The sequence below is a fragment of the Nocardia sp. CY15 genome (genome assembly GCF_009829295.1).
Lineage (GTDB): Bacteria > Actinomycetota > Actinomycetes > Mycobacteriales > Mycobacteriaceae > Nocardia > Nocardia sputi.
Genome location: NZ_VUOT01000031.1, coordinates 43,768 through 69,809 on the forward strand (window position 1 = coordinate 43,768; position 26,042 = coordinate 69,809).

A 26,042-nucleotide genomic window follows, 5' to 3' on the forward strand; every position below is an offset into this window, starting at 1 on the left:
CGATGTTCACACTCGACGATGACGAGAAGGCGATCCGCGACACCGCGCGCGGCTTCGCCGACGAATTCCTCGCCCCGAACGCGCTGGAATGGGACGAGCAGAAGCATTTCCCCGTGGACGTGCTGCGCAAGGCGGGCCCGCTCGGCCTCGGCGGCATCTACGTGCGCGAGGACGTGGGCGGTTCGGGGCTGCGCAGGCTCGACGCCGTGCGCATCTTCGAGCAACTGGCCACCGGCTGCCCGGCCATCGCCGCCTACATCTCCATCCACAACATGGCGACGTGGATGATCGACCGCTACGGCGACGACGACCAGCGCAACCGCTGGCTGCCGCGGCTGACCGCGATGGAACTGCTGTCCAGCTACGCGCTGACCGAGCCGGGTGTCGGCTCCGACGCGGCGGCATTGAGCACCAGGGCCGTTCGCGACGGCGACGACTACGTCTTCAACGGCGTCAAGCAGTTCATCTCCGGAGCCGGCGCCACCGATGTCTACGTCGTCATGGCGCGGACCGGTGACGCGGGGGCGCGCGGGATCTCGGCGTTCATCGTGCCCGCCGACACGCCCGGCGTCTCCGTGGGGGCCAACGAGAAGAAGATGGGCTGGAACGCGCAACCGACCCGTCAGGTGATCTTCTCCGACGCGCGCATCCCGGCGGCCAACCGGCTCGGCGCGGAGGGCGACGGTTTCCGCATCGCGATGAACGGCCTCAACGGCGGCAGGCTCAACATCGCCGCGTGCTCGGTCGGCGGCGCGCAGGCGGCGCTGGACAAGACGGTGCCCTACCTCGCCGAGCGCAACGCGTTCGGCAAACCGCTGCTGCGCAATCAGGCGCTGCAATTCGAACTCGCCGATATGCGAACGGAATTGGAGGCCGCCCGCACGCTGCTGTGGCGCGCCGCGTCGGCGCTGGACGCCGACGCGCCGGACAAGGTGGAGCTGTGCGCGATGGCGAAGCGCTTCGCCACCGACGCGGGCTTCGAGGTGGCCAACAAGGCCCTGCAACTGCACGGCGGCTACGGCTACCTGTCGGAGTACGGCTTGGAGAAGATCGTCCGGGATCTGCGCGTGCACCAGATCCTCGAGGGCACCAACGAAATCATGCGGGTAGTCGTCGCCCGCGCACTGGTAGGAGCGGCATGAGCGGTCAGGCCTGGAGGCGGCAGCGCAGCGTGACCACGCAGGGCCCCGCTCGTGCCGCCGGAAGTTACGGCATGAGCGGTCAGGCCCGGAGGCGGCAGCGCAGCGTGACCACGCAGGGCCCCGCTCGTGCCGCCGGAAGTTACGGCATGAGCGGTCAGGCCCGGAGGCGGCAGCGCAGCGTGACCACGCAGGGCCCCGCTCGTGCGAGAAAGGACACAGCATGAGCGAACCAGAGATTTTGCTCGAACAGCGCGACGGGCTCGGCCTGATCACGCTGAACCGGCCCAAGGCCATCAACGCGCTGAATCACTCGATGGCCCTTGCCATCACCGACGCGCTGCGCACGTGGGCCGACGACGACGCGGTGCGCACCGTGGTCGTCACCGGCGCGGGTGAGCGCGGCCTGTGCGCGGGCGGCGACATCGTCGCCATTCACGCCGACGCGAAAAGCGGTGCCACCACCGCGGATTCGGCGACCGGACGGTTCTGGCGCGACGAGTACGTCCTCAACGCCCTGATCGGCCGCTACCCGAAGCCCTACGTGGTGATCATGGACGGCATCGTGATGGGCGGCGGCGTCGGGCTTTCCGGGCACGGCAGCCACCGCATCGTCACCGAGCGGTCGAAGATCGGCATGCCCGAGGTCGGCATCGGCTTCGTCCCGGACGTCGGCGGCACCTACCTGCTCGCCCGCACCCCGGGTGAGATCGGCACGCACGTGGCGCTGACCACCGCGCGCATGAACGCGGGGGACGCCATCGCGGCGGGCTTCGCGGACTACTTCGTCGCCTCCGATGATCTGCCCGCGCTGCTGGAGACGCTGCGCTCGGAGAGCGCCGACATCGCGATCGCCAAGTTCGCCACGGACGCACCGGAATCGGAGTTGGTGGCCGGGCAGGGCTGGATCGACGCCTGCTATCGCGCCGACTCCGTCGAGGAGATCGTGGCTCGGCTCCAGGCGCACGAAGCCGCGCGGGCACAGGCGGCGGCCGCCGAGATCCTGGCGAAATCGCCGGTCGCGTTGAAGGTCACGTTGCGCTCGCTGCGATCGGCGCGCACCGCGCCGAGCCTGGAGGCGGTGCTGAACGAGGAGTACCGGGTGTCCATCGCGGCGCTGGCCTCGCACGATCTGGTCGAGGGCATCCGCGCCCAGGTCATCGACAAGGACCGCGACCCGCGGTGGTCGCCCGCGACCCTGGAGGCGGTCACGGACGCGCAGGTGGACGCATACTTCGCCGAGTTGGGCGATCGAGAGCTGGGTCTGGTGACCCCGGAGGTGTCGTGATGAGCAAGCGAATCGGTTTCCTCGGCCTCGGCCACATGGGCGGGCCGATGGCGGCCAACCTGGTGCGGGCGGGCTACGAGGTGCTCGCCTTCGACCCGGTGCCCGCGGCGCGGGAGCAGGCCGAGCGGGACGGCGCGATCGTGGTCGGCTCGGCCACCGAGGCCGCCGCCGCCGACACCGTGATCACCATGCTGCCCAACGGCAAACTCGTCCTCGACGTGTACGCCGAGCTGCTCCCGGTCGCCGCGCCGGGCACGCTGTTCGTCGACTGCTCCACCATCGACGTGGCCGATGCCAAGGCCGCGGCCGAACGCGCCACCGCCGCGGGCCACCGTGCGCTGGACGCCCCGGTTTCCGGCGGCGTGGCGGGCGCGGCGGCGGGCACGCTGACCTTCATGGTCGGCGGCGCCGCCGAGGACTTCGCCGACGCGCTCGGAGTGCTCGAGGTGATGGGCGGCAAGGTCGTGCACTGCGGCGGCTCCGGTGTCGGGCAGGCGGCGAAGATCTGCAACAACATGCTGCTCGGCATCTCGATGATCGCGCTGTCGGAGTCGCTGGTGCTGGGTGAGAAGCTGGGGCTGAGTCATCAGTCGTTCTTCGACGTGGTCTCCACCGCCTCCGGCCAGAGCTGGGCGCTGACCAGCTATTGCCCGGTGCCCGGCCCGGTACCGGCCAGTCCCGCCAACAACGACTACCAGCCCGGTTTCGCAACGGCGCTGATGTCGAAAGACCTGGGTCTGGCCGCGAACGCACTGCGCGAGAACAACGTCGACGGGCAGCTCGGTCTGCTCGCCGCCGCGATCTACGACCGCTTCAACCAGACGGATGCCGGACGGGACTTCTCGGCTATCGTCACCGATATCCGGGAACGAAGCGATAACCCCAGCTCAGACGGCTGATGAGCTGAGCACAAGGCCGAGAATCGTCACTTTGCCGTCACTTTCAGCCGGGTAGAGACCTTCGAGGGCGTCCGCATTGTCCACAGCTTTGCGGACGTACCCACTCCGGTCGATGTAGTGCCGAGTCGCCATGCTCGACCCCTCCGAGTGCCCCAGTTGCGCACTGGCACGCTTGGAGTTGCCGGTCTTTCCGGTCACCTCCGTCGCCACTGTGTCGCGCAGATTGCCCCAACTGAGCCACTTTAGAGCCGTGTTCTTGCGGATGCGATCGAGGCAGTACCCGGGGTTGTCCGGGTCGACCACCCCGCCCTTGTGCGTGAACATCAACTCAGCCTCATCCCGCGGCGCACAGAACCGTTTCCACACCCTCAACTCACGCGTGAGCCACGTAGGCAAGGTCACGAAGTACGAATCACCCTTCTTGCGGTGATCCTGCCTGAACGGCTTCTGACCGTCGAGCCGAACGACGGTGCCACACACGTGCAGCACCGCACGGTCGACTGTTTCGTCATCCAGGTCGAGGCAGTCCATCCAGCGGAACGCCAGACCCTCACTCGGCCGAACACCGGTGCCCAGCAGCGCCAACGTGAACGGCAGCAGGTAGCCGGAGTTCTTCGGCCGGCGAGGACTCGACAACACCAGATCGAGAAGCATCACGCGCTCATTCGGCCTCAACGCGCGCTGTTGGCCCCCACCCGTGTACGGATTGGGAACCAACCGCATCGGTGAATCATCGAACAGGCCCTCCAGCGTCAACGACGCGAAAACCGCTGTCAGGATCAGGTGATGCCGTGCCGCCATGCTCGGGGAATGCTTGGCCACTGCTCGCAGATACCTGTTCAGGAACTGCGGCTTCCCGACTTCACCGATCGCCAGATTGCCGAGTTCCTGATCCAGCTTGATCGCCTTGTCACTGGCACGAGCACTGTCGGTCGAATAGATCGCGTTCTTGTAGTCGCGCAACGATTGAGCCTTGAGCTTGCCCTCTTTGACCCGCTGCTGCTGTTCGTCCACGTACCGCACGAAAACGTCGGTCATCTTGTCCGTGAGCGTCAATTCACGTTCATCATCCAGCGCGTAGGCAACCACACTGCCCTTACACCGATTCTTCTGGAACTTTCGTTCCCAATCGGCCAAGCAGTCTTTCTTGGTGGTCCCGATGCCGCTGGTACGCACGTAGACGCCACTGAACGATCGGTGGCGAACCTCCGGGAGCCGCCAAAGCCCATCCGCACCTTTGACCGGCTGGAGTTTGTGCTTCGGCGGATACGCGCCCGGTTCCAAAGCGACTTGAGGCATTACGCTGCCTTCGCCGCCTGCGCCTCTTGCCAAGCCACCACGTCAGCCAGATCGTAACGGCACTGCCGGCCAACCTTGATGAAGCGTGGCCCCTTCGGGGGCGTCTGAGCAGCCCAGTTCGCCAACGTCTTCACCGAAAAACGCGTTCTCTGACTCACCTCATCACGGGTCAACCACGTCGGACCGTTGTTCATCATTCCTCCCTCTACGCTGCTTGCCGCATTGCCGAAAGTTGTTGTAGCGCCGCAGGTCCCGCGTCCAGGAGCGCTCTGTTGTACTCGACTCTCCACGCGAGACGTTGAGAGATCGCGGACATGATCAGGTGATCCCGCGGTGGCACCGCCTGGTCGCCGGGCTCGACCGGGGTGACCTGGAGGTGTGAGGTATCGGGTTTGACGATGCCGACCAGAGCCAACAGTTGCCGAACGAACTCCGCGCGTTCGGCCTTGTGGTCGGGGAGGGTTTTGCCCGACCACTGCCGGGAGTTCTTCACCCGCTTGCCCGGCAGCCCGAGCAGGTCACGGCGGTGCACTTTGCCGCGGCAGCGACCGGGCACGGTCTTTTCGTTGACGCCGGCGGGGACGATGCCGAAGCGCAGCCACACCGGGCAGGTCTTGGAGCACGGCACATGCTGAAGCTCTGCGTGCAACCGGTCGTAGTGCACCGCGGTCCGGGTGTTGGGTGGTTCGAGGATTTCCCCGATGGACTTGGTCAGGTACTTGGTGATGTAGCCGATGTGCCGGCCGGCTTCCTCTGAATTGCCGAGCACACCGCGCAGGGTTTTGCGGTCGATCTGGGTGCCGAACCGCACCACATGCGCTGGTTGCGGGTTTTTCACCGTCGCGAGGCATTCTTGCCTCTCATCGAAGGTAGGCAGGACCTCTCCGGTGTCCGGGTCCACGAACGTGAGCTTGTGGTCATCCCACACCGGGACCTTGTCACCAGGGTAGATTTCCTCCTCCGGGTCGAAGTGAGGCCACCACACTTGCAGGTAGGTCGCGTCGATGACCTGCTTGACCAGCTCACGCGGGACGGTGCCGCGGATGAGCATGTGGATATGCGGTGCGCCGCGGCGCTGGGGTTCCACGACGCCGTAGTACTGGACGTTCCAGCCGACCGCGCGGCGAAGGTTCTGCATCAGCCGATCCAGCAGGCCGGCGAAGTGCACGATGTCACGCGCCGCGCGAGCGTAGTCGTAGGTTTCCGGGTCGATCGGGGAGCCGTCGCCGCAGGGTTCGCCCTTGCTGTTGACCGCCCCGTCGCGGTGGACGTGCCCGTAGGAGGGCATGGTGAGCGTCAGCATCATCGAGGGCCGGAACTTGCCGGCGAACTCCCGCCCGATCGTGGTCTTGGCGACCCTCTTACGCGGCAGGTTCGGCGCATCCTGCCGGCGTCGAGTCGACCGCACCCGCCGCTTCTTGCCCGAGACTTCCAACGGCGGCAGCGGCTTACGCAGCCCGGTCGCGCGGAGTTGCTTGTCGATGCCGGCCACGTCTTCGGCGGCGTCGTCCATCCGCTGTTGGTCGCCGTCCTGCTTCGCAGCCTGGTAGACGTTGAACAGGTCCGACCGGCACGCCAACAGGTCTTGCTGCTGCTGGGTGGGTTCGTTCACCTCGTTCACGGGTTCTTCGTCCAGGTGCCAGCCCTCACGACATTGGGTGATGCGTAGATACCGGTTCTGTTCGGCGCAGGCCGGGCAGACCGAGGCGATGGTGGACTTGCACGGTGCGCCCACGTAGTACTCGGTGAGGGTCTTCGGGTCATACACCCGCATCGGCACCGGCCGACGGCACACCTTTTCCTTGTCGGCGAGAGCTTCGGCGATGTCCCGGAAATCCGGCATCGCACGACGCTGGGCCGCGGTCTGCCGGATCGGGACCACATTCTCTGCGGTGGATTCCATCTATGCCGCCTTCGGTCGGGTCCAGTGATCCACCCGCGGCAGGGCGATCGTTTGAGCCAATGCATCGGAGTGGCGGAAGGCCAGTTCGACCGTGCCGGGACCGGTGATGGTGGCGCGGCAGTCCAGGGCGCCGAACGCGTGCGCCAGATGCGTGACGCGGTTTTCGAAGTCGGCCGGGCAGTGGCCTTCCAGCATCCGCACCCGAACCCGATCGGTGGCCGGACCGATCTCCACACTCAACAGCCGCGGGATGAACGTGCGGTCGCCACGGTCGATACTCAGGTGGCAGGCGCTCATGAGCTTGGCCCACCGCCGGCGGTAGCGGTGCCAGGTCAGGAACCGGGTACGAGCCCGCGCGGTAACCCAACGCTCGAACATCGCAGGGCGAGCACGCTGCCACGCCAGGAGTCCCGCGACGGACACCCCGCCGGCCGCGAGACCCACCGGCCACCCCAGGACAACCCACGCGGTGACGACGAGGGCGAGGGGGATGGAGATCATCGGGAAAAGGATCAGCCACCACACGCCGATCACTGCGGCCCACAGCAGGTTGAGCAGGGCCAGCGCGAATCGGTCGGACGCGTCCAGGTGGGTGTCTTTGCGGATGTGAACGGTTTTGGTGGTCATCGGTTCGCCTCCAAGGTCGAGGGATCGAACAAGGTCATCTGCCCCCGGCAGGGGGCGTGCAGGTCGGTGGAGCGCCGCCGCTTGCGGACTTGACTCGCCGCGGCAGCCACGACCGGATTGACGCGTTTGACGGTGTTGTCGCGTCCGACTTTCAGCCGGGCATCGGCATCCACCCGCCGCGGACCACCGTGTTCGGGCATCAGTTCCCACCCGCCGCGACCGGCAGAGGTGGAATCCGTTGGCAACGGACGTGTTTCGTGGATGATCAGCGCACCGCCGGACAGCGGTCGGTCGTTGATCTCGTAGACGACATCACCGGGTTTCACCTGTGCGGGGTGGAGCAGGTAGAAGAACACCGCAGGCTCGGAGGCGCTCATGCCGCCACCTCTTGTCCGCCGGCCAAGTGAGCGAGCAGCGCGGTACCGATCCAATGGGTGTAGGCGGGTGGAATGGCTTCGGCGAGCCTGCGCCGGTTGGTCGTCCAGTCGATACCCATGGCCTCCTGCCACTCCGGAACGCTGCCCTTACCGCCACCCTCGCCGTACACCGCGACATACGGACCGGTGAACCATTCACCGTGACGGCAGCCCGACACCCGCCCGCGATGCTTCGGATGAACCGGCTGCGGAGTGCTCCACCCACCGAGTTCGAAGTAGCGATGGCGCAGCACACGAAGCCCGAACATCTCCCCGCACAGCCGCAGGTCCCGCCGGATCGGTGCACCTTGGACGTTCTCGATCACGAACGGTCGACCGATCTGCTCCAGCACCGCACGGGTTTCCGGGATCAACTGCGGATGCCGGCGACCCAGAGCCGCATTCCGGCGGGCGTTGGTGCCCTTCGTCAGCGCGGTCGAGGACTGACACGGAGGCGAAGCGTGGATCGCGTCGAACTCGTGGCCATGCCGGCGGGCGAACTCCAACGCATCCGCCTGGAACCCCTCGAACGGGTAATCCGGTTGCGAGTCGATGTCTACGCCTACTACGTCGAATCCGGCACGGTGGTAACCCATTCCGGCACCGCCGGCGCAGCAGAACAGGTCCAACAGCCGCGGACGACGCCCGATCGAGGTGTTCATGCCGCCTCATCCCATCCGTAGCCGTCGTCCAGGTCGGCATCCCACCCGGGCGCGTGCCCGGTCTCCACCAGCAGGTGAAACGCGATGCTCACCGGGTCGACGCCGCGGCGGTCGAGTTGGCAGCGCCGGCGAGCGCGGGTATCGATCACCGCATCGATCTCGTCTTGGGAATGGAGGGACCGGACGTTGCTGCTCATGACAGGGCCTCGATTTCCGGGATGCCGCACACGGTGCAGGTGCGGGAACGAGTGGAGGTACCCGGCGACCGCAGCGTGGTTTGCCAGGACTCGGGGAAGGAGTGGCCGTGCTCGACGCAGCAGGCGGTAGCGAGGCAGCCGTCACAGCGCACTTGGTCGCCGTCATACAGCCAGCCGATACCGCCGCCGCTGCGCGCGTTGAGGTAGTTCACGGCCTGATGTACGGAGTCGAAGCAGATTCCTTCGTTCTCGCCTTCGGAGTAGATGTCGCCGCAGCCGTCGCAGTAGACGACCACGTGTTCCTCGATCACGAACCCCCGCCTCATGCCCGCTCACCGCCCCGAGACCGCCAGATCCGGACGTAAGCGCGGGCACGGCCACGGTGGCGGCTGAAATGGAACTCGCCGTCCCACTCGACGTGGTAGTCGATGAGTTCCAGGAACTCCACCACTGTCTCGATGTCGGAAGGCGAACCGATCAGACGCACCGCCACCGGAGGCGAGCCGGCCGCGGCATTGGGGTTGGTGGTTCTCATGCCGCCACCGGCCCGTCATCAAACCCGCCGAAGCCGTCGAAGTCGGCCAGGCTGACCGGCCGCGGCAGCGGTGTGTACTGCTTCACGATCCAATCGATATCGGCGTTGGTGATGTGGAAGGCCCGAGCGCGGCGGAAACCGGGTTTGCCGTCCTCCTGCACGTAGCACACACCCGGAGTCGAATGCGGAATCTCATCACAGCGCGAACCCCGCTCACGAGCACCTTGGCCGTGGATCATGGCGACCTGAGTGGGTTCGTCCATCCGCATCCCGATCCGATACGGCAACAACTGCCGTTGCGGCACAGTGTCTTTCGACGGATCGATCACCGTTTCGATCACCGAGAACAGCGGAGCCCGACCCTGCGAAAGCAACTGCCCGTGGGCGTGTTCGAACCGGTTGCGCAACTCCGAAGTGGTGAACGCCGACAACACCGCCGCCTCATCAATGATCGTGACCACCAGCGGGTTCTCCGGTGTCGGCACCGGCTTGCGCACCCCGTCTTGGCCGTAACGGTCAGCCGCGGCTTTCATGTCCGCAACCGTCGCCTCCAACTGGGCGATCATGAACTCCGGTTCGGTGTGCGCGAACTGGGTGCACAAAGGCTCCAGATGCCCGAGTTCCATCCGGCCCTTCGGGTCGATCAGCCGCAGGTCCACCCGCCCGGAGCGGATCGCCGGACCCATGCCCTTGACCAGTGCGTGCAGCACCGTGGACTTGCCCGACCCCATGCCGCCGGCGATCAGCACATGCCGGCCTTGCACCGGCACCGGCCACACCTCGCCGTCCTCGAACACCCCAGTCGGCACCGCCTCCAGATCCACCCCATCCCCGAACGCCACCAGCGGCGCGGCAACGGCATCGGCCAAGGTGTCGTAGACGCGCAGATCCAGACGGACGAACCCGGGACCTGCACTCGCCGCTGTGACCGCGGGAACACCGAAGTACTGTGCGAGGGCGTCAAGGGTGTCTTCGTTGGTCCAGTCCTTGAGCTTCTGCCCGCCGAGCATCTGCACGTCCACCGACATCCCGAACGGCGTGTAGGTGGTGGACAGGACGTTCGGAAACCCGGTCTCCGCGGAGCCGAGCCCCACAGCCGGCCACATCAACGACCGTTGCCCCGAGTCGGTCACCACCAGCACCGCCGTGCGCAGCTCGACCGGAGCAGCCGCAACGACCTCACGGACATCACCAGCCGGTTGCATATCCGCACCGCGCGCCGCGAGTGACCGCAGCCACCACACTGCCGACGCCCCCGTGCACATCCCGCCGGCGAGCATCACCGAACTCGCGATACTCATCGGGAGAACCCCCAACCTTCCGAGCCTCGCTCCAACTCGCAGAACAGGCGGCACCCATCCGGAGCCACGGAGGAAGCCGGAGCCTTCTCGACCTCCTGCCGACCGAGACCCGCGTCCTCGCAGAACATCACGCACTTGGGCGTAGTCGGAGCCGGAATCTCGGTGGTGGTGGCTACCGCCGAGGAAGACGCAGCGGCCGGGACAGTCGGGGCCGATGCGACCGAGGAGGTCCCGAGCACTCCGACACCAGCCAAGAGGGTTACCAGCGAGGAAACGCCCATCGCTACAGCAGGAACAGAAGCAGTCATTTCAACCCCCCACAGGGATAGCGAGCGGCAGCATCGGCTGCTGAACCGGCCGCGGACGAACAGGAACAGGACGGATAGGCCGAACCGGAGCCGTACGCACCACCGCCGGGACGACGGGCAGCGGAAGCTGAGCCGGTTCGGGATCGAGATCGGGCACGGGTTCGACCACAGGAATAGCCGGCGTGTCGGTTTCCGGCCCCGGATCGGGCTCGACATCGGAGACGGTCTCGGTCGCGGGCTTCTCGACGCGTTTGCGTTGGGCAGCGCGGAACAGCATCACCCCGCCGTGGGTGTCCACCAACAAGGCGATCGGGGCGATAGCCGCGATCACCGCCGCCACCCAGTTCGGAAGCTGTTGCCCATCGGTGAAGGCATGCAGGCTGTTGCCGGCCACCGACACCACCGCACCAACACCGAGCACCCAGGAGAACCAGCGGCGCTCATCGGGGCGGTTGGACAGCACCATCACCGACACCGTGGCCTGAATGATGGTGCCGTCCACGATCACCGGGAACAGCCACGAATCATCGCGGTCGATGCCGGCCAACTCCGCCAGGTCGCGGAGTGTTTCGTAGCTGAGGACGAACGCGGCGACGCCGACACCGACGATGATCAACACCGCCGCCACCAGCGCCAACCGCATCCGCATCGAGCGGTCATCCCCGAACATCACGCCACTGCCTTCGAGCCGGTACCCGACGTGGCGGTGTAGTCGTTCAGCGCCTTCGCCAACCGGTCGTGCAGATCGGCCGCGATGTCCGGCGTCATGTACAGATCCCCGGAACCGGTCGAGACAACGACCATGCCGACGCCGAAGAAGTACTTCGCCTCCACCCGCTCGTCATCACCGCGGGCCGACGAGCTGACCTGCATCCACACGTTGGTGCTCATCACGCACCGGCCTTCGCGGTGGTGCCGTTGCCGGCCGCGGCGTTGGGCTTTGGGGTGTTGTTGTCGCCCTTGATCCCCGTCGCCCGATAGACGTAGCCCAGGTACTTGAACTCGCCCTGACCCATCACCTTCGGTTCCGCGGTCAAGCCCTCCAACTCGATGAACCACATGTCGTCCACGATCTGCTCACCCGCCGGCACCGGCTGATGCTGGGAGATGAAGGTGATCTCGAACGACGCGCGCTTGCCCTTACCCTCGCTGGCCTCGTGCGGGTCGGTCACCGTCGCCGTCCACAACGGCAATCCCGTGCCCTCCCCCGTCTTCGGGTCGAAGTCGAACTTCTGCTCCGGCAGCGCGTTGCGGTCCGGGTTGTACTTGATCGCCGGCCCGATCGGAGCCATCAGAATCAGACGCTTCGGGAACGCCACCCGCGACTCGATCGAGAACTTGTGACCCTTGCTGATTGCCATGTGAATCCCCTTGTGTGAGCGGTAATTTAGACACCAAATGAGGTTCTGTAACCTCCGACACATCTAGAATCCCGCGACACATAGGGACGGAATAACCCAATATTTGGGACACTTTGGGACACTTTGCGGTAGCATTAGTGCATGCCCAACGAACGGCTTCGCGGCGCAATGGCAGCAGCAGATCTCACGAAACACGCTCTGGCAGAACGGCTTAAGATCAGCACCAAGACGGTCGAGCGATGGATCACTCAAGACCGATGCCCGCATCCGGGCCTTCGACTCAAGGTCGCCCGTGAACTGGGCTGCGACGAGACCTACCTCTGGCCCGAACTTTTGGCGGGCAGTCGATCTGCAACCGCCTCGTTATCAGAGCTTGTGCAGATCTGGCCGACTCGACCCGAGGTACCCCACGAGGTTTGGCGTTCGCTCATGCAGCAGTCCGCTGGCCACATTGATGTCCTGGTATACGCAGGCGGCTTCCTTGTGGAGTCTCTCAACTTCGTGAACGTCGTCCGCGCCAAAGCAGCTACGGGCGTGCAGGTTCGAATCCTCCTTGGAGAGAGCGACTCGCCAGAAGTACTCGCCCGAGCCCGCGAGGAGGGCTTGCCGTCGCTACCTCAGCGGTGCCAGTCAACGCTGGAATATCTCCGGGACACAATGGACTTGCCGATGGTCGATATCCGCACCCACCGCACGACGCTGTACAACAGCATCTACCGTTTTGGTGATTCAATGCTTGTCAACACCCACAGTTACGGTGCCTACGCGGCGAAGTCTCCAGTTCAGCATTTGCAACGCGTCCCGGGTGGCCGCCTCTTCTCCTACTACATGGAGTCATTTGAAGCTGCCTGGGTTACAGGACGCCCCGCATTATCCTGACCTCATGGGACGCCGAATCGACTACCACCAGGACCCCAACGCTCCAGCAGCCAATAGCGTCCGACCTAGCGCAGCAGCGTTCGTCCACCGACAGGGCTCGGTCTTACTTATATGCAGGTCAGATAACGGCAACTGGTCAATGCCTGGAGGTGCCCACGACCCGGGCGAGTCCCTTAGCCACACCGCCGTCCGAGAGACTCAAGAAGAGACCGGGGTAGAAATCCATGTAACCGGAATCGTCGGAATCTTCACCGACCCGACCCATGTCATCCACTACACCAGCAACGATGAGGTCCGGCAGGAGTTCACTGTGGTCTATCGCGGTGAGGCAACCGGCGGACAGCCGACTACCAGCAGCGAAAGCACACGCGTCGAATGGGTGCCGGTCGATCAGATCCCATCTCTGACTATGGACCCCAGCCAGCGAAAGCGGATCGATTGGGCTCTGAACGAGAGCGAACCCTACATTGACCCAGACGCCCGCTGAGCCGCCATCCGCAACCGCGGCTCTGCCCGTGTGATGGCGGTATGAACCACGCTTCCCGGTTCGTACCTTTTCAAGATCTCGGCCAGTCGCTCATCCACCGTGAAGTCCTCGCCGTTTGGCCCGGTGGAGAGGTCAGCCCACCACATGAAGTCATCTGCTGCGTCGAGTCCTGCCACGCCGAGCAGCCGGAACTCTTCAAACAGGCCCACACCAAGGCCCCGTACATCCGCCTCCACCTCTGCCGCCGTGTGAAACGCCACCAAGTGGCACACGACCGGCGAATACCCGAGCGAACGCAACAACCGGGCACCGTCGATCGGGTGAAAGCCGACGTCCGGATACCCATAGCCGACGTCGTGCAGATACGCCGCCGTGATCGCATCCGCACGTAGTTCCGCGGGCAACAGTCCTGCGACACCCTCCATTCGCCGGCCCACCGCGATCGAGTGAGCACGCCGCGATTCGGTCAGCGAAGACAGCAGTTCGGCCATAGCCTCGTTCACGGCTGCCATGCTACGCGCGGCACCTCCTGGCAGTTGTTGCCGAATTTCGCCATACAGACTCAAGAGCGCCCGCGGCGGCGCTTCGCGCCGCCGCCGCGCTACGACACGCAACCGCGGCTTGCTTCGCTGCGCCGCGGGCGCGTCGAGCGCGTCGGCAGCACTCGTCCGCCGCGGGCGCCGAAGATCCTGTCTGGCCACTTCTGCATAACCGAGCAGTGCTGGGCACGCCGGCAGTCGTACCCGACCTACCTCCCGCCGTCGATCACCGATCCGTCCGGCCAGGTGCCCGGTCCACCGGCTGTGGTCCCGTCCCGCATCCGTTGCAGAGCAGCAGTCGTCGGCCGAGGTACCAGGTGGCCCGGTCCGTCAGCAGGTGACGGGGGTGTAGGGCCACGGACAGCCCCGACATGCCCACGACCGCGGAGTGGTCCCGTCCCCCGTCACTCGGTCGCAGTGATCGGCCACCGTCACGCCCGACGCCGACGCATTCGCCGCTACGTCGCCAGGTCCCTCCCCGGTGGTGGCCTGACTGATTCGAGGGCTATCACGCACGCAGTGGGCATCAAGAGCGCCTACGGCGTCACTACGTGATCGGCATTCGCCGACTCCTGACACCCACCACGAGCGTGATCGAGACGCCCTCAGTCAGACAACCACCGGAAAGGAACCACCCTCATGCGCAGCGACGAATACGCCGACATCTCGACCATCGGCGGAGTCTGGGACCCCTTCCCGCCCTGCAAGCACCGCACCGACCCCGTCACCCCCGAACGCCTCGTCGCCTACTTCCCGAACCACCCGTGGCCCTACACCCCCGACACCTGCCAAGCAGGGTTCCTCGACACCACCTGGTACCTCGGCCGACGACTGCTGCTCTGCAACGGATGCGGTCTCGACGCCACCTAACCCCCGGGGGCTTCGGCCCCCACCCTGCTTCCGAGCCACCGGCAACGACGCCGGACAGCGGAACCGTCACCGACGCCGGTTCCCAGGCTCGGACCCCGGTCTGACTAACCGGGAAAGCAGTTGCCCCGCACGGGAACACCCTTTCCGCCCGTGCGGGGCAACAGCACCACGACAACTGCCGAATTCGCCTTAAGGAAGTTCTTTAAAGAACGAGCTGGGCTCACTCACCCATCGCGACCGTCATCCTTGGTCCGGCGAAGCCGAGCGGCCTCCATCAGCGCAATCTCGGACCCACGCCCTGGCAGCAGCATGATCCCCAACTCCACCACTTCCGCCTCAGCGTCCGAATCGAGATCCCAATCGATCAGCACATCGGCGCTGGTTCCCCACTCCTCGCCGATGTGCCCGACGACGACGTCGATCAACTCCTCTAGGTCGTCTCGCCCCTCCACAATGGCCTCGTCCGACTCAGCCTCACCCCACGTGGCATTCCAGAAGTCTTCTAGCCACCTCAATTCGACCGCCACCCTCACCGAACCCACTTCATCGGACGTGGGCGGATCCGGGACTGCGCGAAGGTTCGGACCTGGACGGGTGGCAGCCTTCTGCTCGGCACGCTCACGGGCACGACGCTGCTGACGAGACTCGCTCATCCCTCGATGGTGCCCCGGAACCAGTTGCCGAACAACCAGATCCGCTGTGTGGAGGGGTTACCAACCCACCTTCCTCATGGCCAAATCGTCTCGCTCCACTCGGACGAGTCAAGGACCACCTCCGGTGTCCGCTACGCGGTGCCTATCGGCATCCTTGACACGCCCTCCCTCCGCTGAGGGATGGCCAGTATGAGGAAGGCGGGTAGAAGTAGTCAGGGGGACACAAACCGCCGGCACCTCTCCGCGAGACCGTGACCCACCCCCGAGGAGACTGCGACACGACATCATGGCCATTCCAAACGGGTGGACCCCCAGGCCATGAGCGGTCTGGGGGTCCACTGATCGAGGGCTCAGAAGCTACTTGCGCTTCTTGCCGGCATCGTCGCGCTTCTCGCGCCAGCGACCATCCTTGTTGCGGTCGCGGTCCTGCGTGCCGCCGCCCTTCTTGGGCACCTGCGGGGGCTGATGCTTAGTAGCCATCATGGCCCCCTACCGCGCCGGCTTGACGGTCACCGTGCGGACCACGCGAGTGACCCGAACAGGAATGCGGACAGTACGAACAGTGCGCGTCGTGCGCACGATCCTCGTAGTAGGCATTTCGCCTTCTTTCTTTCCGCCAGACCACCCGACAGGCCGCTTCGCATATGACGAAACGGCCGGGAGAGGGTAAGGTCTCGCTTGCATGCCCGTCAAAGTATGCGTATAAGACCTAGCCTCACGCCGGATGCCTCATTTGGTGTGAGGCTGGTCGTTTTTTCATGACCTCATCTGACGGTTGAACCCTACACCTTGTGTCTGACGAATATTGTCACCACAACCCCTAGTGGGCTTACATCCGTGTAGTTCTGAACTGCCAGTTTCCTTCAAAGTCGCAGCTAGATTAGTTGCTGAAGCAATTTTTGTGGTTTACGTCACACGCTGTTTGACCTGGGAAAACATGCTAGCGCTTCCGCTGCGCGGTTTGGTGTGACACCCCACCGTGAAGGGTGTCTGACACCCGTTTGGTCCACACAGCGGTATGTAGGGTGCATTACGCAATAGTGGGCCGTAATGCATGAATGTTTGCTATTGAGTTGCCAGAATCGTCAAGATGGGGTCAATTTGACATTCTGATCGTCTTGTGCATTAGACATTGGTTCGGTTGTGGTTCCATCTCTTGGTGCCGGGACTTACAGGGAATGAGGGCGGAGGATTCGCCGTCATTTTCCGGAGGATGCCGAGGGAGCGAGAGGGATGTTCAGGGATGCTTCCGTACGCGAATTCCTTTGTAAATCAACGCTTTAGGGTGATGGAGGGATGTAGCGGGGCGGTCGTCGAATCACGCTGTTGTATCGTCACCGATATCCGTAACCGTTCCGACCAAGAGGGTGCATGAGGGATGAACGCATCGCAGAGCGATTCCGTGGGGGGCGACGGCCGGGCGACGGGCGGGCGTGAGTTCGAGACGATTCTGCTGGAACGCAAGGGCCGGGTCGGCTGGATCACGCTGAACCGCCCGAAGGCGCTGAACGCACTGAACGCACAGGTCCTCGATGACGTCATCGCCGCGCTCGACGAGCTCGAGCACGACGACGAGATCGGGGCCATCGTGATCACCGGCTCGGAGCGGGCTTTCGCGGCGGGCGCCGACATCAAGGAGATGCAGCCCAAGTCGTACATGGACATGTTCATGGACGACTTCTTCGCCCGCTGGGATCGGCTGGCGCAGTTCCGCAAGCCCACCATCGCCGCCGTCGCGGGCTACGCGCTGGGTGGCGGCTGTGAGCTGGCCATGATCTGTGACATCCTGATCGCGGCCGACACCGCGAAGTTCGGGCAGCCGGAAATCAAGCTGGGCGTCATCCCCGGCATCGGCGGCTCGCAGCGCCTGACCCGCGCGATCGGCAAGGCCAAGGCCATGGACCTGGTGCTCACCGGCCGCAACATGGATGCCGAGGAGGCCGAGCGGGCGGGGCTGGTCTCGCGCATCGTGCCCGCCGCGCAACTGCTCGACACCGCCCTCGAGGTGGCCGAGACCATCGCGTCGATGTCGCTGCCGGTCGCGATGATCGCCAAGGAGGCGGTGAACCGCTCGTTCGAGACGACCCTCGCCGAGGGCCTGCGATTCGAACGCCGGGTCTTCCACTCGCTGTTCGCGATCGAGGACCAGAAGGAAGGCATGAGCGCCTTCGTCGAGAAGCGTCCCGCGAAGTTCACCAACCGCTGACGTCGGTACCGCCCGGCCGATCCGTTCGGCCGGGCGCACCCGTCGCGGGTCAGCCGAAGGGCCCCGGTGTGGGCGCGACGATCTGCGCGGGCGTGGACACCCTGTCTCCTTCCGGCGGGGGTGCGTCCTTCTCCGTGGCGAGCAGGCCTGCGATGGTGGCTCCGAGCGCGACGGTGACCGCGGCCGCCGCGAAGAGCTTGCGCCGGTCGACGGTGACCGGGACCAGCGTGGCTCCGGCTCGCATCCGCGCCATCCGGACGTCGCCGCCCCGTCGTTCGGCGGCCAGCAGCAAGGCGCCGCGCGCGGAGACGAAGTCGGGTTCGGGGTCGTAGATGACCGGCAGGTCGATAAGTTCGGTGAGTTCGGCGCGAATATCGGGGTTTCGGGTGCAGCCGCCGAGCAGCACGAGAGCCTCCGGTCGCACGCCGGTCTCGTCGATGATCTGGCGCACGAACGACGCGGAGTGGTGGATGCCCGCCGCGCACAGCTCGGCCAGGTCGCTTCGGGTGACGACGGCCCGTTCTCCGGTGTCGTTGTCGATCGCGGTGACCACCCTGGCCTCGCTCAGTTCTTCCCGGTGCCGCCGAATGGCCTGCGTGTCGGCCAGTACGCCGTCGCGGGCCAGCCGCCATCGCAACAACGCGTCGTAGCCGTCGCCACCGAGTACTGTGCTGCGCTTGCTGGACAGGATCGTGTCGGTGCGGCAATCGGCATGGGTGATGGTCAGCCCCGAGCTGCCGAGGTCGTAGAGGATCACCGAGCCGCTGTCCGGAAGCCGGCCGGTGAAGCGCAGATAGCGCAGCTGGGCGAGCGGTTCGTCGACGATGGTCACGCCGCGTCCGCCCACGCCGGCGCGGATGGCGTCGGCGTGAAGCGGACAGCGGCAGGTCACCGCCGTTCCCGAGATCAGCTCGTCGCGCCGGTCGGCGGCGCCGTTCATCCGGTGGATCGCCTGGAAGACCGGTTCCTCGACACCACCGCCGGCTCGTCGCGGCACTTCGCAGCGATCGATCGGGGGTAGGTGTGGCTGATCGGAGTGTGTCAGCATCGCGTGGGCGCCGCCAGCGCCCGCCGATACCCCCAAGACCAGCACCATGGTTTACATGGTGGACCCTTTCCCCTCCGCTGCCAAGACGGCATGCCAGGCAATTCGCCGGTGGTGTGCCCGGAGGTCACCGCATGCTCCGCTCGATCGAGTATGCGACCGACCGGTACGTCGAATCACTCTGGGGCCGTTGCCGACCAGCGCGCTGTTCCCTCCGCCGTGTCGAAGTCGCCCGCTGCGTGTCGGAATTCGGCGAGCAATTGCAGGAGAGTATGCAGCCGTTCCGGCGCGAGCCCGGGCCGCGCGAAGACTTTCGCGTTGAGTTCCTCGGTCGCCTTCGCCACCAATTCCCGCCCGGCGTCGGTGATCTCGATCAGGGTGGCGCGCCGGTCGCTGGGATGCGGTACGCGCTCGACGAGCTGCGCCGCCTCCAGCCGATCCACGGTGTTGGTCACGCTGGTGGGGTGCACCTGCAACCGCGCGCTGGCCTTCGCCATCGGCAACGCCCCGGTCTTGCTGAAACTGAGCAGCCTGAGCAGTTCGTAGCGGGAGAAGGTCAATCCGGTGGGTTTGAGCGCCTCGTCCACCCGCGCCATCACGATCTGCTGCGCCCGCACCAGCGACGTCACCGCGGCCATGCCGTCGGCGACATCGCCCCAGCCGTGGCCGACCCACTGACGGTGGGCCTCCTCGATCGGGTCGTTCGGAAGCGGGCGTGGCCGAGACATGTCCCGATCATTCCATGTCGCCGCACGCGGACGGGGACATCCGACCAGGCTTCGGATCACGGTGAGCGTAACGCTGGGCAGGGCGAACCGCCGCGGACACTATCTAGAGCGAGGCGGGCGTGGCTGAGTGGTTTAGGCAACGGTCTGCAAAGCCGTTTACGCGGGTTCAATTCCCGCCGCTCGCTCCGGATGTCCTCGGTGTTCGGCTCGGTACACGTCACCGCCGAGCCGAACACTTCGAGGCGTACTGTCCGGCCGGCGTGTGGTCTGATCCGAGCGGACGTGATGCCGCCAGGGATGCATCTGTGCCGACGGTGTCTTCGATCAGTCTTTCTTTGTCGGCTCGGCGTACGCCACTGCCGAGCCGAGCACTTCCAGGCGCACGCGCCGGCCCACGGCCGGGGCGTCGACGCTGGCCCGGCGCACGTGGACCGGGGTGGCGGCGCCGTCCAGATCGATCGACAGGATCACGTCGGCGCCGCGGAACTCGACGGCGCGGACCCGGCCGCTGTCCGGCTGTCCTTCCGAAACAGGCTGGGCCACGATCTGTTCCGGCCGCATCATGATGGTCACCGTCCCGGTCGGGGCATCGCGCTGCACCGGGATCCGCCCCAGCGCGCACTTGGCCACGCCGGCTTCGACCACCGCTTCCAGTAGTACGCAGTCGCCGAGGAATCGGGCGGTGAACAGGTCCTTCGGCGTGGCGTAGACCTCCTGGGGCTTTCCCACCTGGGTGAAGCGTCCCTCGCGCATCACCGCGACCTGCTCGGCGAAACTCAGCGCCTCCTCCTGGTCGTGGGTCACCAGGATGCTGGTCATGCCCGCTTCGCGCAGCGTCTCGGCCACGGCCTGCCTGGTCGTCGCGCGCAGGCCCGCGTCGAGCGCGCTGAACGGCTCGTCCAGCAGCATCACCGACGGCTTGCGCGCCAGCGCGCGGGCCAGGGCGACGCGCTGCTGCTGGCCGCCGGAGAGCTGATGCGGCCGCCGGTCGGCGTAGGACGCGTCGAGCGACACCATCTCCAGCAGTTCGTGCACCCGCCCGCGGCTGCGGCGGCGCGGGCCGGGCAGTCCGTAGGCGATGTTCTGGCCGACGGTCAGGTGCGGGAACAGCGCCCCGTCCTGGGCGACGTAGCCGACGTTGCGGCGCTGCGGCGGCACCGCGACGCGCTCGCCGACGACGGTCTGCGCTCCGATCGACACCGAACCCGCGTCCGGCGACTCGAATCCGGCGATCACCCGCAGCAGAGTGGTCTTGCCGCACCCGGACGCCCCGACCACGGCGGTCGCCGTGTGGTCCGGCACGTCGAGGGTGATCCCGTCGAGAACCCGGGTGTGGCCGAACGTCTTCGACACATCGGTGACGGCGACGCGACTCATATCCCGGCCGCCTTCCGCGAGTTGGTGAACAGCAGGTACGTGACCGGCACGGCGGTGACGATCATGATCAGGGCGTACGGTGCGGCGGCCGCGTAGTCCAATTCACCGGACAGGCCCCAGAACCGCATCGCCAGCGTGCGAGTGCCGTTGGGCGCCAGCAGCAGCGTCGCGGTGAGTTCGGTCGCCACGGCGACGAACACCAGCGCGGCGGCGGCGGCCGCGGCGGGCGCGGTCAGCCGCAGCGTGACGAGGAAGAACGTCGCCGGGCCCGACTTACCCAGCGACCGGGAAGCCTCCTCCAGACCGACCGGCACCTGGGCGAGCCCGGCGCGCACACCGACCAGCGCGCGGGGAAGGAACAACAGCAGATAGGCGGCGATCACCATGCCCACCGTCTGATAGAGCGCGGGCGTCCATCGGATGGTCACGGTCACCATGGCCAGTGCGATCACGATGCCGGGCAACGAACTGGTGATGTAGTTGGCGCCCTCGACCAGCCGGGCGAACGTCGAGGTGGAGCGCACCGCGATCCACGCGACCGGGAACGCGCACAGGGTGGTGAGCAGCGCGGCGACGGCCGCGAGGCCGACCGTCTGCCCGAGCGCGTCGCCGAGGTCGGTGAGATCCCACACCGCCGCTCCGCCGATGCGCAACCAGCGCCCGATGGTCCACAGCGGCACGCCGAGGGCGCCCGCCGTCACGGCGACGAGCGCGACCAGCACCGGCAACGTGCCGAGCCCCAATCGGATCCGGGGGGCGGCGCGCGGCGCTCCGCCGCCGATCCGGGCGTAGCGGGCCCGGCCGCGCAGCCCGGCCTCGGCCCCGAGTAGTGCCAGGCAGCACAGCACGAGCACACCGGCGAGCATGCTGCCCGCCGGACCGGCGAAGCTGGACTGGTACTGCTCGAAGATGGCCGTGGTGAACGTGTCGAACCGGATCATCACGAAGGCGCCGTACTCGGCGAGCAGATGCAGCGCGATGAGCAACCCGCCACCGAGGACGGCCAAGCGCAACTGCGGCAGCACGACCCGCGCGAACACCGCGACCGGCCCCGAGCCCAGCGCTCGCGCCGACTCCTCCACCGCCGGGTCCAAGCGGCGCAGCGTGGCGGCCGCGGGCAGGTAGGCCAGCGGGAAGTAGGACATCGTGGAGATCACCACGCCGGCCCACAGGCCGTGCATGGTCGGGAAGACGCTGACCCAGGCGTAGCTGTTGACGAAGGCGGGCACCGCGAGCGGCGCCGCGAAAACCGGCCCCCACCACGACTTCCCCGGAACGTCGGTGCGCTCGACCACCCAGGCCAGCCCGACCCCGAGCGCCACACAGGCCGGTACAGTGCACACCACCAGGGCCGCCGTATTGCCCAGCAACTCACCGACTCTCGGCCGGAACACCAGCTCGGCCGCCTGATCGAGGCCGGTGGACCAGACCGTCGAAACGATGTATCCCAGCGGCACGAACGTCGCCGCCACCAGCAACAGCGCGATCCCCGTGACCACCGGCCCTGGCCTGCCGATCCGGGGCGCGGCGACAACGGTCCGGAGTGTCACGGTTACAGCAGACCCGCTTCGGTCATCAGCGCCGAGACCTTCTTCGAATCGAGCTTCGACGGATCGATCGCGGGAGCCTGCAACTCGGCCAGCGGCGGCAGAGCCGGGTTCGCGGCCACGCCGCCGGCGACGGGGTATTCCATCGACGTGCCGTCGCGCAGCACCTCTTGCCCGGCCTTGCCCACGATGAACGCCAGGAACCTCTGCGCCGCCTCCTGCTTCTTGCTCGCCTTCAGCACGCCGCCGCCGGAGACGCTGACGAACGCCCCGGGGTCCTGGTTCTTGAAGTAGTGCAAGGCGGTATCGGCGCTGCTCTCCTTCGTCTTCGCCTGGTCGCGGTACCAGTAGTAGTGGTAGATGACGCCGCCGTCCGGGCCGCCGGAGTTGACCGCCTTCATGGTGGCGACATTGTTCGGGAAGGGTGTCGCGTTCTCCTTCATGCCCTTCAGCCAGGCACGAGTGACGTCCTCACCCTTCTGCGCGAGCAGAGCGGCCACGATCGCCTGGAAGTCGGCGCCGGACACGCCCGCGCCCCAGCGGCCCTTCCACTGCGGTTGTGCCAGATCGAGCAGCGAGGCAGGCAGCTGTCCGGGCTGGACCTTGTTCTTGTTGTAGACGAAAACCGTTGAGCGCGCTGCCACGCCGGTCCACTTGCCGGTGGACGGGCGGAACTGCGCGGGCACCTGGTCCAGGGTCTTCGCGTCCACGTCGGCGAACAGGCCCGCGTTCTCCACCAGCGCCATGGCGGGCGAGTTCTCGGTGAGGAAGACGTCGGCGGGGGACGCCGCGCCCTCGGCCACCAGTTGATTGCCCAGTGCCGTGTCGCCGCCCTGGCGCAAGGTCACCTTGATGCCGGTTTCCTTGGTGAACGCGTCGGCCCACTCCTTGGTGAGCGATTCGTGCTGCGCGTTGTAGACGGTGATCTCGTTCGCGTCGCCGGAGGAATCGGAGCAAGCCGTGAGGCCGAGGGCTGTCAGCATGAGGGCCGATGCGGCGGCAATCGTCTTCCATCTGACCGACTTCATTCTCGTCCTTCCGACCGCGTCCCTCGTGCATGCTGAGGCTTGCCTAAGGAAGATACCGCGTCTTACGTGCGCAAACGTTCCCGGATGTGGCGAAGTCTCCCGCCCGCTACGCCAGTCCCGAGAAATCGCGCAGCACAACGTGATTGCGGTCGGCGCAGGTGCCGAGCGTGTAATCCGGGAGCAGCCCGAAGTACTCACCGCGGGTGAGCGCGCTCCAGCGCCGCGCTTCCTCGGTGCGCGTCTTGTAGAAATTGACCATGTAGCCGCCTTCGTAGAGGCGCAGCAGGCTGTAGCCGCCCGGATACTCCTTGACCGCGGCGACTTCGAGGAACTCCACCGCGCACGGCGCGTCCGGCCTGGTGCGGCGGTTGCGGTGGGTGTGGCCGCTGTGGTGCAGGAAGACGCCCGGGCACCGGGCGTAGAGCGCCTGCAACTCGTCGCTGTCGCGTCGATCGAGCACGAATCCCGGCCCGGCGAGGTTGGTCAGTCCGGACTCGGCGGTGACCGGGTGATGGCCGAACAGCAGCGTCGGCCGGTCCGGGTCGGCGCGCAGGCGTTCGGCGAGGCGATCGAACTGGGGCCGTTCGATGGACCCGCCCGCCCCGTCGAGCATGCTGGTGTCCAGTCCGAGTATCCGCAGTCCACCGACCTCGTGTTCGACCAGTTGCTGCCGTGCGGAGAAGACGTCGGCCCAGCAGTCGCGGTGGTCGGTGGGCGCGGGCGTGCAACCGGCGTATTCGGCGCCGACGTGCGGCCGGTCGTGGTTGCCGCGCACGGCCAGGTAGTCCCGCCCGAGCGCTCCCCACGCGTCGAGGCGGGCCCGCACGGAGCGGGTGTCGTGCTCGGAGGCTTCGGCGGTCAGGTCGCCCGCGAGCAGCAGTCGTTCGGCTCCGCGGTCCGGGCGGCGTAGATCCTCCAGTACCGCGGCCAGCATCACCTCGGGATAGGGAGCGAGCCCGGGGCCCTGGCGGAAGCCGGGCGGCAGCTCGCCGACGAGCAGCCCGCTGACCTGCTCGCCGTAGTGCACGTCGTTGGCCAGTGCCAGGGTGCGCAGCCTGCGGCCGGGTGGGGGCACCAGTGTGGTGAACTCGCCGCGCGCTTCCGGCGCGGCGGGGTCGGCCGTGGTGAGCGAAAGCGCGGGCGCGGCGCGCAGGCCCGCCGACCAGGCTTCGAAACGGTAGGCGCGGCCCGGTTCGAGCCCGTCGATCTCGGCATGGTGGAACGGTGTGCGGCGATCGTCGGCGAAGACCGGCGCCGGGGTGCGCGGTGAGTCGGCGGGACCGATCCGCACGTGGGTGTCGGCATCGACGGGGATCAGCCGGCCGTCCGCGCCGGGCGCGAGCGTGGTCCACGTGAGGATCACCGAGGTGTCGGTGATCGTCACCACTTCCAGATCCGTGGCGATCGCTGAATTCGACTGTGCCCGAGCATTTTTCGTGCGACCGGCGAAGGGGAGCAGTGCGGCGAGGCCCAGTGCTCCGAGAACGGTTCTGCGGTTGGGTCCGCAGCAAGTCATGCGTGCGTGCATTCGATCAGCGCGTGCCCTCCGCGGAGCAGACCTTCCACTTGCCGTCTTCCTTCTTCAGGTGCTCGGTCGTGCTGGTTTCGGTATCGGGCTGCTCGCCGGGCACCGCGACGGTGAGCTTGCCGGTTACCTTCGCGGTCGCGGTGTCCCCGGAGACGACGATGTCCTCGATCCTATCGATGGACACCGAAACCGAGGTGCTGTCGATCTCCATCTTCTCGCTCTCGGTCATCGCCTCGAACGCGGCGCGTTCGTGCGTACACGCCAGCTCGGCCGCCGCTCGGAAGCCACGCGAGTCCAGGGTCTCGTAGAAGTCGCGGATCGCCAGCTCGACCCGTTTCTCGTTCGAGGCGAGCGGACCTTTGCCCTGCGAGGTCAACAACACACCCGCGATCACCGCGCCCGTGATCACCAGCACGACTATCACCACCAAGCCTGCGATCAATCCGGTGTTGCTCTTCTTCGGCGGTGGCGGGGGATAACCCCAGGGCGGGTAGCCCGGTGGCGGCTGACCCGGGCCGGGTGGAGGCACCCCCGGTCCGGGTGGTCCGTACCCAGGCGACGGCTGTTGCGGGTAGTGCGGTCGATCGTCCGGCGGTTGCCCGCCCGGCGGATACGCCATGTCGTCCTCCGGTCTACCCCCGGTGCCAGGATCGTTACGGCAAAGGCGTGCCCGGGCGACCGGAAACCAAACCGGCCGGACCGTTCGCAAGGTCGCCGCGACCTGGTGGCGGACGGCCGGGTCCCGTGGTCAGGCGTTCAACGCGGCGTGCCAGCGTGCGGTGTCGGTGTACTGGTGCAGTCGCGTGATGCGGCCTTCGTCGTCGACCTGCCACAGGTGCACGAACTCGGCCTCGTACTCGCGGCCGGTGGCGCGGGCCGTGCCGCGATAGTGACCCGTCACCACGACGGTGCCGTCCGTTGTCTCCTGCCACGTCTCGTCGTACGGCGCGGTGTCGAAATCCCGGTCGACCGCGCCCCAGACCCGCGTCATCGTCGCGAGCGGCCCGTGGAAGGCTCCGCCCGCCCCGCACGGCATGCCTGGGGCGGTTCGCGCTTCGAACTCCGGATGCAGCAGGGCAAGGATCGCCGGTCCGTCACCGGTCTGTGTCGCGGCGTAGAAACCCTTGACAACTTCGAACTTCGCCGACATTTCCGACTCCTTCTAATATGATCATTCTAGAACATTCATATTAGATCGCCGCGAGCGCGGGTGACAGGCT

Annotated in this window: 29 protein-coding genes and 1 tRNA gene; 8 read left to right on the forward strand and 22 right to left on the reverse strand. The window is 66.5% G+C overall.

Annotated features, from left to right (window positions below; genetic code table 11):
* Positions 1–2 precede the first annotated feature (2 nt).
* The 3 genes from GVY39_RS27090 to mmsB all read left to right on the forward strand — a co-directional run bounded on the left by GVY39_RS27090 (position 3) and on the right by mmsB (position 3,326).
* Positions 3–1,142, forward strand: coding sequence for an isobutyryl-CoA dehydrogenase (locus GVY39_RS27090; protein ID WP_159930363.1), 1,140 nt, complete (start codon positions 3–5; stop codon positions 1,140–1,142).
* Between the two features lie 220 nt (positions 1,143–1,362).
* Positions 1,363–2,427, forward strand: a complete 1,065-nt coding sequence (locus tag GVY39_RS27095) for an enoyl-CoA hydratase/isomerase family protein (protein ID WP_159930692.1) — start codon at positions 1,363–1,365, stop codon at positions 2,425–2,427.
* Positions 2,427–3,326: a 3-hydroxyisobutyrate dehydrogenase gene (mmsB, locus tag GVY39_RS27100; protein ID WP_201295424.1), complete on the forward strand. Its 900-nt coding sequence runs from the start codon at positions 2,427–2,429 to the stop codon at positions 3,324–3,326. The genes GVY39_RS27095 and mmsB overlap by 1 nt, the downstream gene beginning before the upstream one ends.
* On the opposite strand, the gene GVY39_RS27105 is transcribed toward mmsB, so the two are convergent.
* The 12 genes from GVY39_RS27105 to GVY39_RS27160 form a co-directional block, all read right to left on the reverse strand.
* Positions 3,315–4,625 carry a hypothetical protein gene (locus GVY39_RS27105; RefSeq protein ID WP_159930690.1) on the reverse strand — a complete coding sequence of 437 codons (1,311 nt, stop codon included), beginning with the start codon at positions 4,623–4,625 and terminating at the stop codon, positions 3,315–3,317. The genes mmsB and GVY39_RS27105 overlap by 12 nt on opposite strands.
* Before the next feature lie 205 nt (positions 4,626–4,830).
* A complete protein-coding gene (locus GVY39_RS27110) occupies positions 4,831–6,528 on the reverse strand; it encodes a replication initiator (RefSeq protein WP_201295423.1) in 1,698 nt (565 codons plus the stop codon).
* The gene (locus tag GVY39_RS27115) at positions 6,529–7,155 is read right to left on the reverse strand and encodes a hypothetical protein (protein WP_159930689.1); all 627 of its coding nucleotides are present in this window, start codon (positions 7,153–7,155) and stop codon (positions 6,529–6,531) included. It abuts the gene before it with no gap.
* Positions 7,152–7,532, reverse strand: a complete 381-nt coding sequence (locus GVY39_RS27120; RefSeq protein WP_159930688.1) for a hypothetical protein — start codon at positions 7,530–7,532, stop codon at positions 7,152–7,154. Before GVY39_RS27120 ends, GVY39_RS27115 begins: the two co-directional genes overlap by 4 nt.
* Positions 7,529–8,233: a DNA methylase gene (locus GVY39_RS27125; protein WP_159930687.1), complete on the reverse strand. Its 705-nt coding sequence runs from the start codon at positions 8,231–8,233 to the stop codon at positions 7,529–7,531. Before GVY39_RS27125 ends, GVY39_RS27120 begins: the two co-directional genes overlap by 4 nt.
* Positions 8,230–8,430 carry a hypothetical protein gene (locus GVY39_RS27130; RefSeq protein ID WP_159930686.1) on the reverse strand — a complete coding sequence of 67 codons (201 nt, stop codon included), beginning with the start codon at positions 8,428–8,430 and terminating at the stop codon, positions 8,230–8,232. The genes GVY39_RS27125 and GVY39_RS27130 overlap by 4 nt, the downstream gene beginning before the upstream one ends.
* Positions 8,427–8,756 carry a hypothetical protein gene (locus GVY39_RS27135; protein ID WP_159930685.1) on the reverse strand — a complete coding sequence of 110 codons (330 nt, stop codon included), beginning with the start codon at positions 8,754–8,756 and terminating at the stop codon, positions 8,427–8,429. Before GVY39_RS27135 ends, GVY39_RS27130 begins: the two co-directional genes overlap by 4 nt.
* Positions 8,753–8,965, reverse strand: a complete 213-nt coding sequence (locus tag GVY39_RS27140) for a hypothetical protein (RefSeq protein WP_159930684.1) — start codon at positions 8,963–8,965, stop codon at positions 8,753–8,755. The genes GVY39_RS27135 and GVY39_RS27140 overlap by 4 nt, the downstream gene beginning before the upstream one ends.
* The gene (locus GVY39_RS27145; protein WP_159930683.1) at positions 8,962–10,266 is read right to left on the reverse strand and encodes an FtsK/SpoIIIE domain-containing protein; all 1,305 of its coding nucleotides are present in this window, start codon (positions 10,264–10,266) and stop codon (positions 8,962–8,964) included. Before GVY39_RS27145 ends, GVY39_RS27140 begins: the two co-directional genes overlap by 4 nt.
* Positions 10,267–10,575: 309 nt before the next feature.
* A complete protein-coding gene (locus GVY39_RS27150) occupies positions 10,576–11,217 on the reverse strand; it encodes a DUF2637 domain-containing protein (protein WP_159930695.1) in 642 nt (213 codons plus the stop codon).
* A gap of 26 nt (positions 11,218–11,243) precedes the next feature.
* Entirely contained in the window at positions 11,244–11,465 is a 222-nt protein-coding gene (locus GVY39_RS27155) for a hypothetical protein (RefSeq protein WP_159930682.1), read from the reverse strand.
* On the reverse strand, positions 11,465–11,935 hold the full coding sequence (locus tag GVY39_RS27160) for a hypothetical protein (protein WP_159930681.1): 471 nt from the start codon (positions 11,933–11,935) through the stop codon (positions 11,465–11,467). Before GVY39_RS27160 ends, GVY39_RS27155 begins: the two co-directional genes overlap by 1 nt.
* A gap of 141 nt (positions 11,936–12,076) precedes the next feature.
* Between GVY39_RS27160 and GVY39_RS27165 the strand changes: the two genes are divergently transcribed.
* Together GVY39_RS27165 and GVY39_RS27170 are read left to right on the forward strand one after the other, a co-directional pair.
* Complete coding sequence (locus tag GVY39_RS27165; protein ID WP_159930680.1) at positions 12,077–12,814, forward strand: helix-turn-helix transcriptional regulator; 738 nt, start codon at positions 12,077–12,079, stop codon at positions 12,812–12,814.
* A 4-nt stretch (positions 12,815–12,818) separates the two neighbouring features.
* Positions 12,819–13,301, forward strand: a complete 483-nt coding sequence (locus tag GVY39_RS27170; protein ID WP_159930679.1) for an NUDIX hydrolase — start codon at positions 12,819–12,821, stop codon at positions 13,299–13,301.
* Here the strand turns inward: GVY39_RS27170 and GVY39_RS27175 are convergent.
* Positions 13,277–13,804 (reverse strand): HD domain-containing protein, encoded by a 528-nt coding sequence (locus GVY39_RS27175; protein ID WP_159930678.1) that lies wholly within the window; start codon positions 13,802–13,804, stop codon positions 13,277–13,279. The two genes, GVY39_RS27170 and GVY39_RS27175, sit on opposite strands and share 25 nt — an antisense overlap.
* Before the next feature lie 675 nt (positions 13,805–14,479).
* Between GVY39_RS27175 and GVY39_RS27180 the strand changes: the two genes are divergently transcribed.
* Positions 14,480–14,710: a hypothetical protein gene (locus tag GVY39_RS27180; protein ID WP_159930677.1), complete on the forward strand. Its 231-nt coding sequence runs from the start codon at positions 14,480–14,482 to the stop codon at positions 14,708–14,710.
* Positions 14,711–14,934: 224 nt separating this feature from the next.
* Here GVY39_RS27180 and GVY39_RS27185 read toward each other — a convergent pair whose 3' ends face one another.
* Positions 14,935–15,363 (reverse strand): hypothetical protein, encoded by a 429-nt coding sequence (locus GVY39_RS27185; protein WP_159930676.1) that lies wholly within the window; start codon positions 15,361–15,363, stop codon positions 14,935–14,937.
* Between the two features lie 1,378 nt (positions 15,364–16,741).
* Between GVY39_RS27185 and GVY39_RS27190 the strand changes: the two genes are divergently transcribed.
* On the forward strand, positions 16,742–17,569 hold the full coding sequence (locus GVY39_RS27190; protein WP_159930675.1) for an enoyl-CoA hydratase: 828 nt from the start codon (positions 16,742–16,744) through the stop codon (positions 17,567–17,569).
* A gap of 49 nt (positions 17,570–17,618) precedes the next feature.
* Here GVY39_RS27190 and GVY39_RS27195 read toward each other — a convergent pair whose 3' ends face one another.
* Both GVY39_RS27195 and GVY39_RS27200 read right to left on the reverse strand, forming a co-directional pair.
* Positions 17,619–18,665: an Hsp70 family protein gene (locus GVY39_RS27195; protein ID WP_159930674.1), complete on the reverse strand. Its 1,047-nt coding sequence runs from the start codon at positions 18,663–18,665 to the stop codon at positions 17,619–17,621.
* A 125-nt stretch (positions 18,666–18,790) separates the two neighbouring features.
* The gene (locus tag GVY39_RS27200) at positions 18,791–19,342 is read right to left on the reverse strand and encodes a MarR family winged helix-turn-helix transcriptional regulator (RefSeq protein ID WP_159930673.1); all 552 of its coding nucleotides are present in this window, start codon (positions 19,340–19,342) and stop codon (positions 18,791–18,793) included.
* 113 nt (positions 19,343–19,455) lie between these two features.
* Here GVY39_RS27200 and GVY39_RS27205 point away from each other — a divergent pair.
* Positions 19,456–19,527: transfer RNA gene (locus GVY39_RS27205), tRNA-Cys, on the forward strand.
* A 139-nt stretch (positions 19,528–19,666) separates the two neighbouring features.
* Here the strand turns inward: GVY39_RS27205 and GVY39_RS27210 are convergent.
* From GVY39_RS27210 to GVY39_RS27235, 6 genes are all read right to left on the reverse strand, one after another.
* A complete protein-coding gene (locus tag GVY39_RS27210; protein ID WP_159930672.1) occupies positions 19,667–20,719 on the reverse strand; it encodes an ABC transporter ATP-binding protein in 1,053 nt (350 codons plus the stop codon).
* Positions 20,716–22,269: an iron ABC transporter permease gene (locus GVY39_RS27215; RefSeq protein ID WP_159930671.1), complete on the reverse strand. Its 1,554-nt coding sequence runs from the start codon at positions 22,267–22,269 to the stop codon at positions 20,716–20,718. The genes GVY39_RS27210 and GVY39_RS27215 overlap by 4 nt, the downstream gene beginning before the upstream one ends.
* A 2-nt stretch (positions 22,270–22,271) precedes the next feature.
* Positions 22,272–23,294 (reverse strand): iron ABC transporter substrate-binding protein, encoded by a 1,023-nt coding sequence (locus GVY39_RS27220; RefSeq protein ID WP_159930670.1) that lies wholly within the window; start codon positions 23,292–23,294, stop codon positions 22,272–22,274.
* 106 nt (positions 23,295–23,400) lie between these two features.
* On the reverse strand, positions 23,401–24,678 hold the full coding sequence (locus tag GVY39_RS27225; RefSeq protein WP_236565782.1) for a metallophosphoesterase family protein: 1,278 nt from the start codon (positions 24,676–24,678) through the stop codon (positions 23,401–23,403).
* Between the two features lie 148 nt (positions 24,679–24,826).
* On the reverse strand, positions 24,827–25,441 hold the full coding sequence (locus GVY39_RS27230) for a nuclear transport factor 2 family protein (protein WP_201295422.1): 615 nt from the start codon (positions 25,439–25,441) through the stop codon (positions 24,827–24,829).
* A gap of 129 nt (positions 25,442–25,570) precedes the next feature.
* The gene (locus GVY39_RS27235; protein ID WP_159930669.1) at positions 25,571–25,972 is read right to left on the reverse strand and encodes a nuclear transport factor 2 family protein; all 402 of its coding nucleotides are present in this window, start codon (positions 25,970–25,972) and stop codon (positions 25,571–25,573) included.
* Positions 25,973–26,042 lie beyond the last annotated feature (70 nt).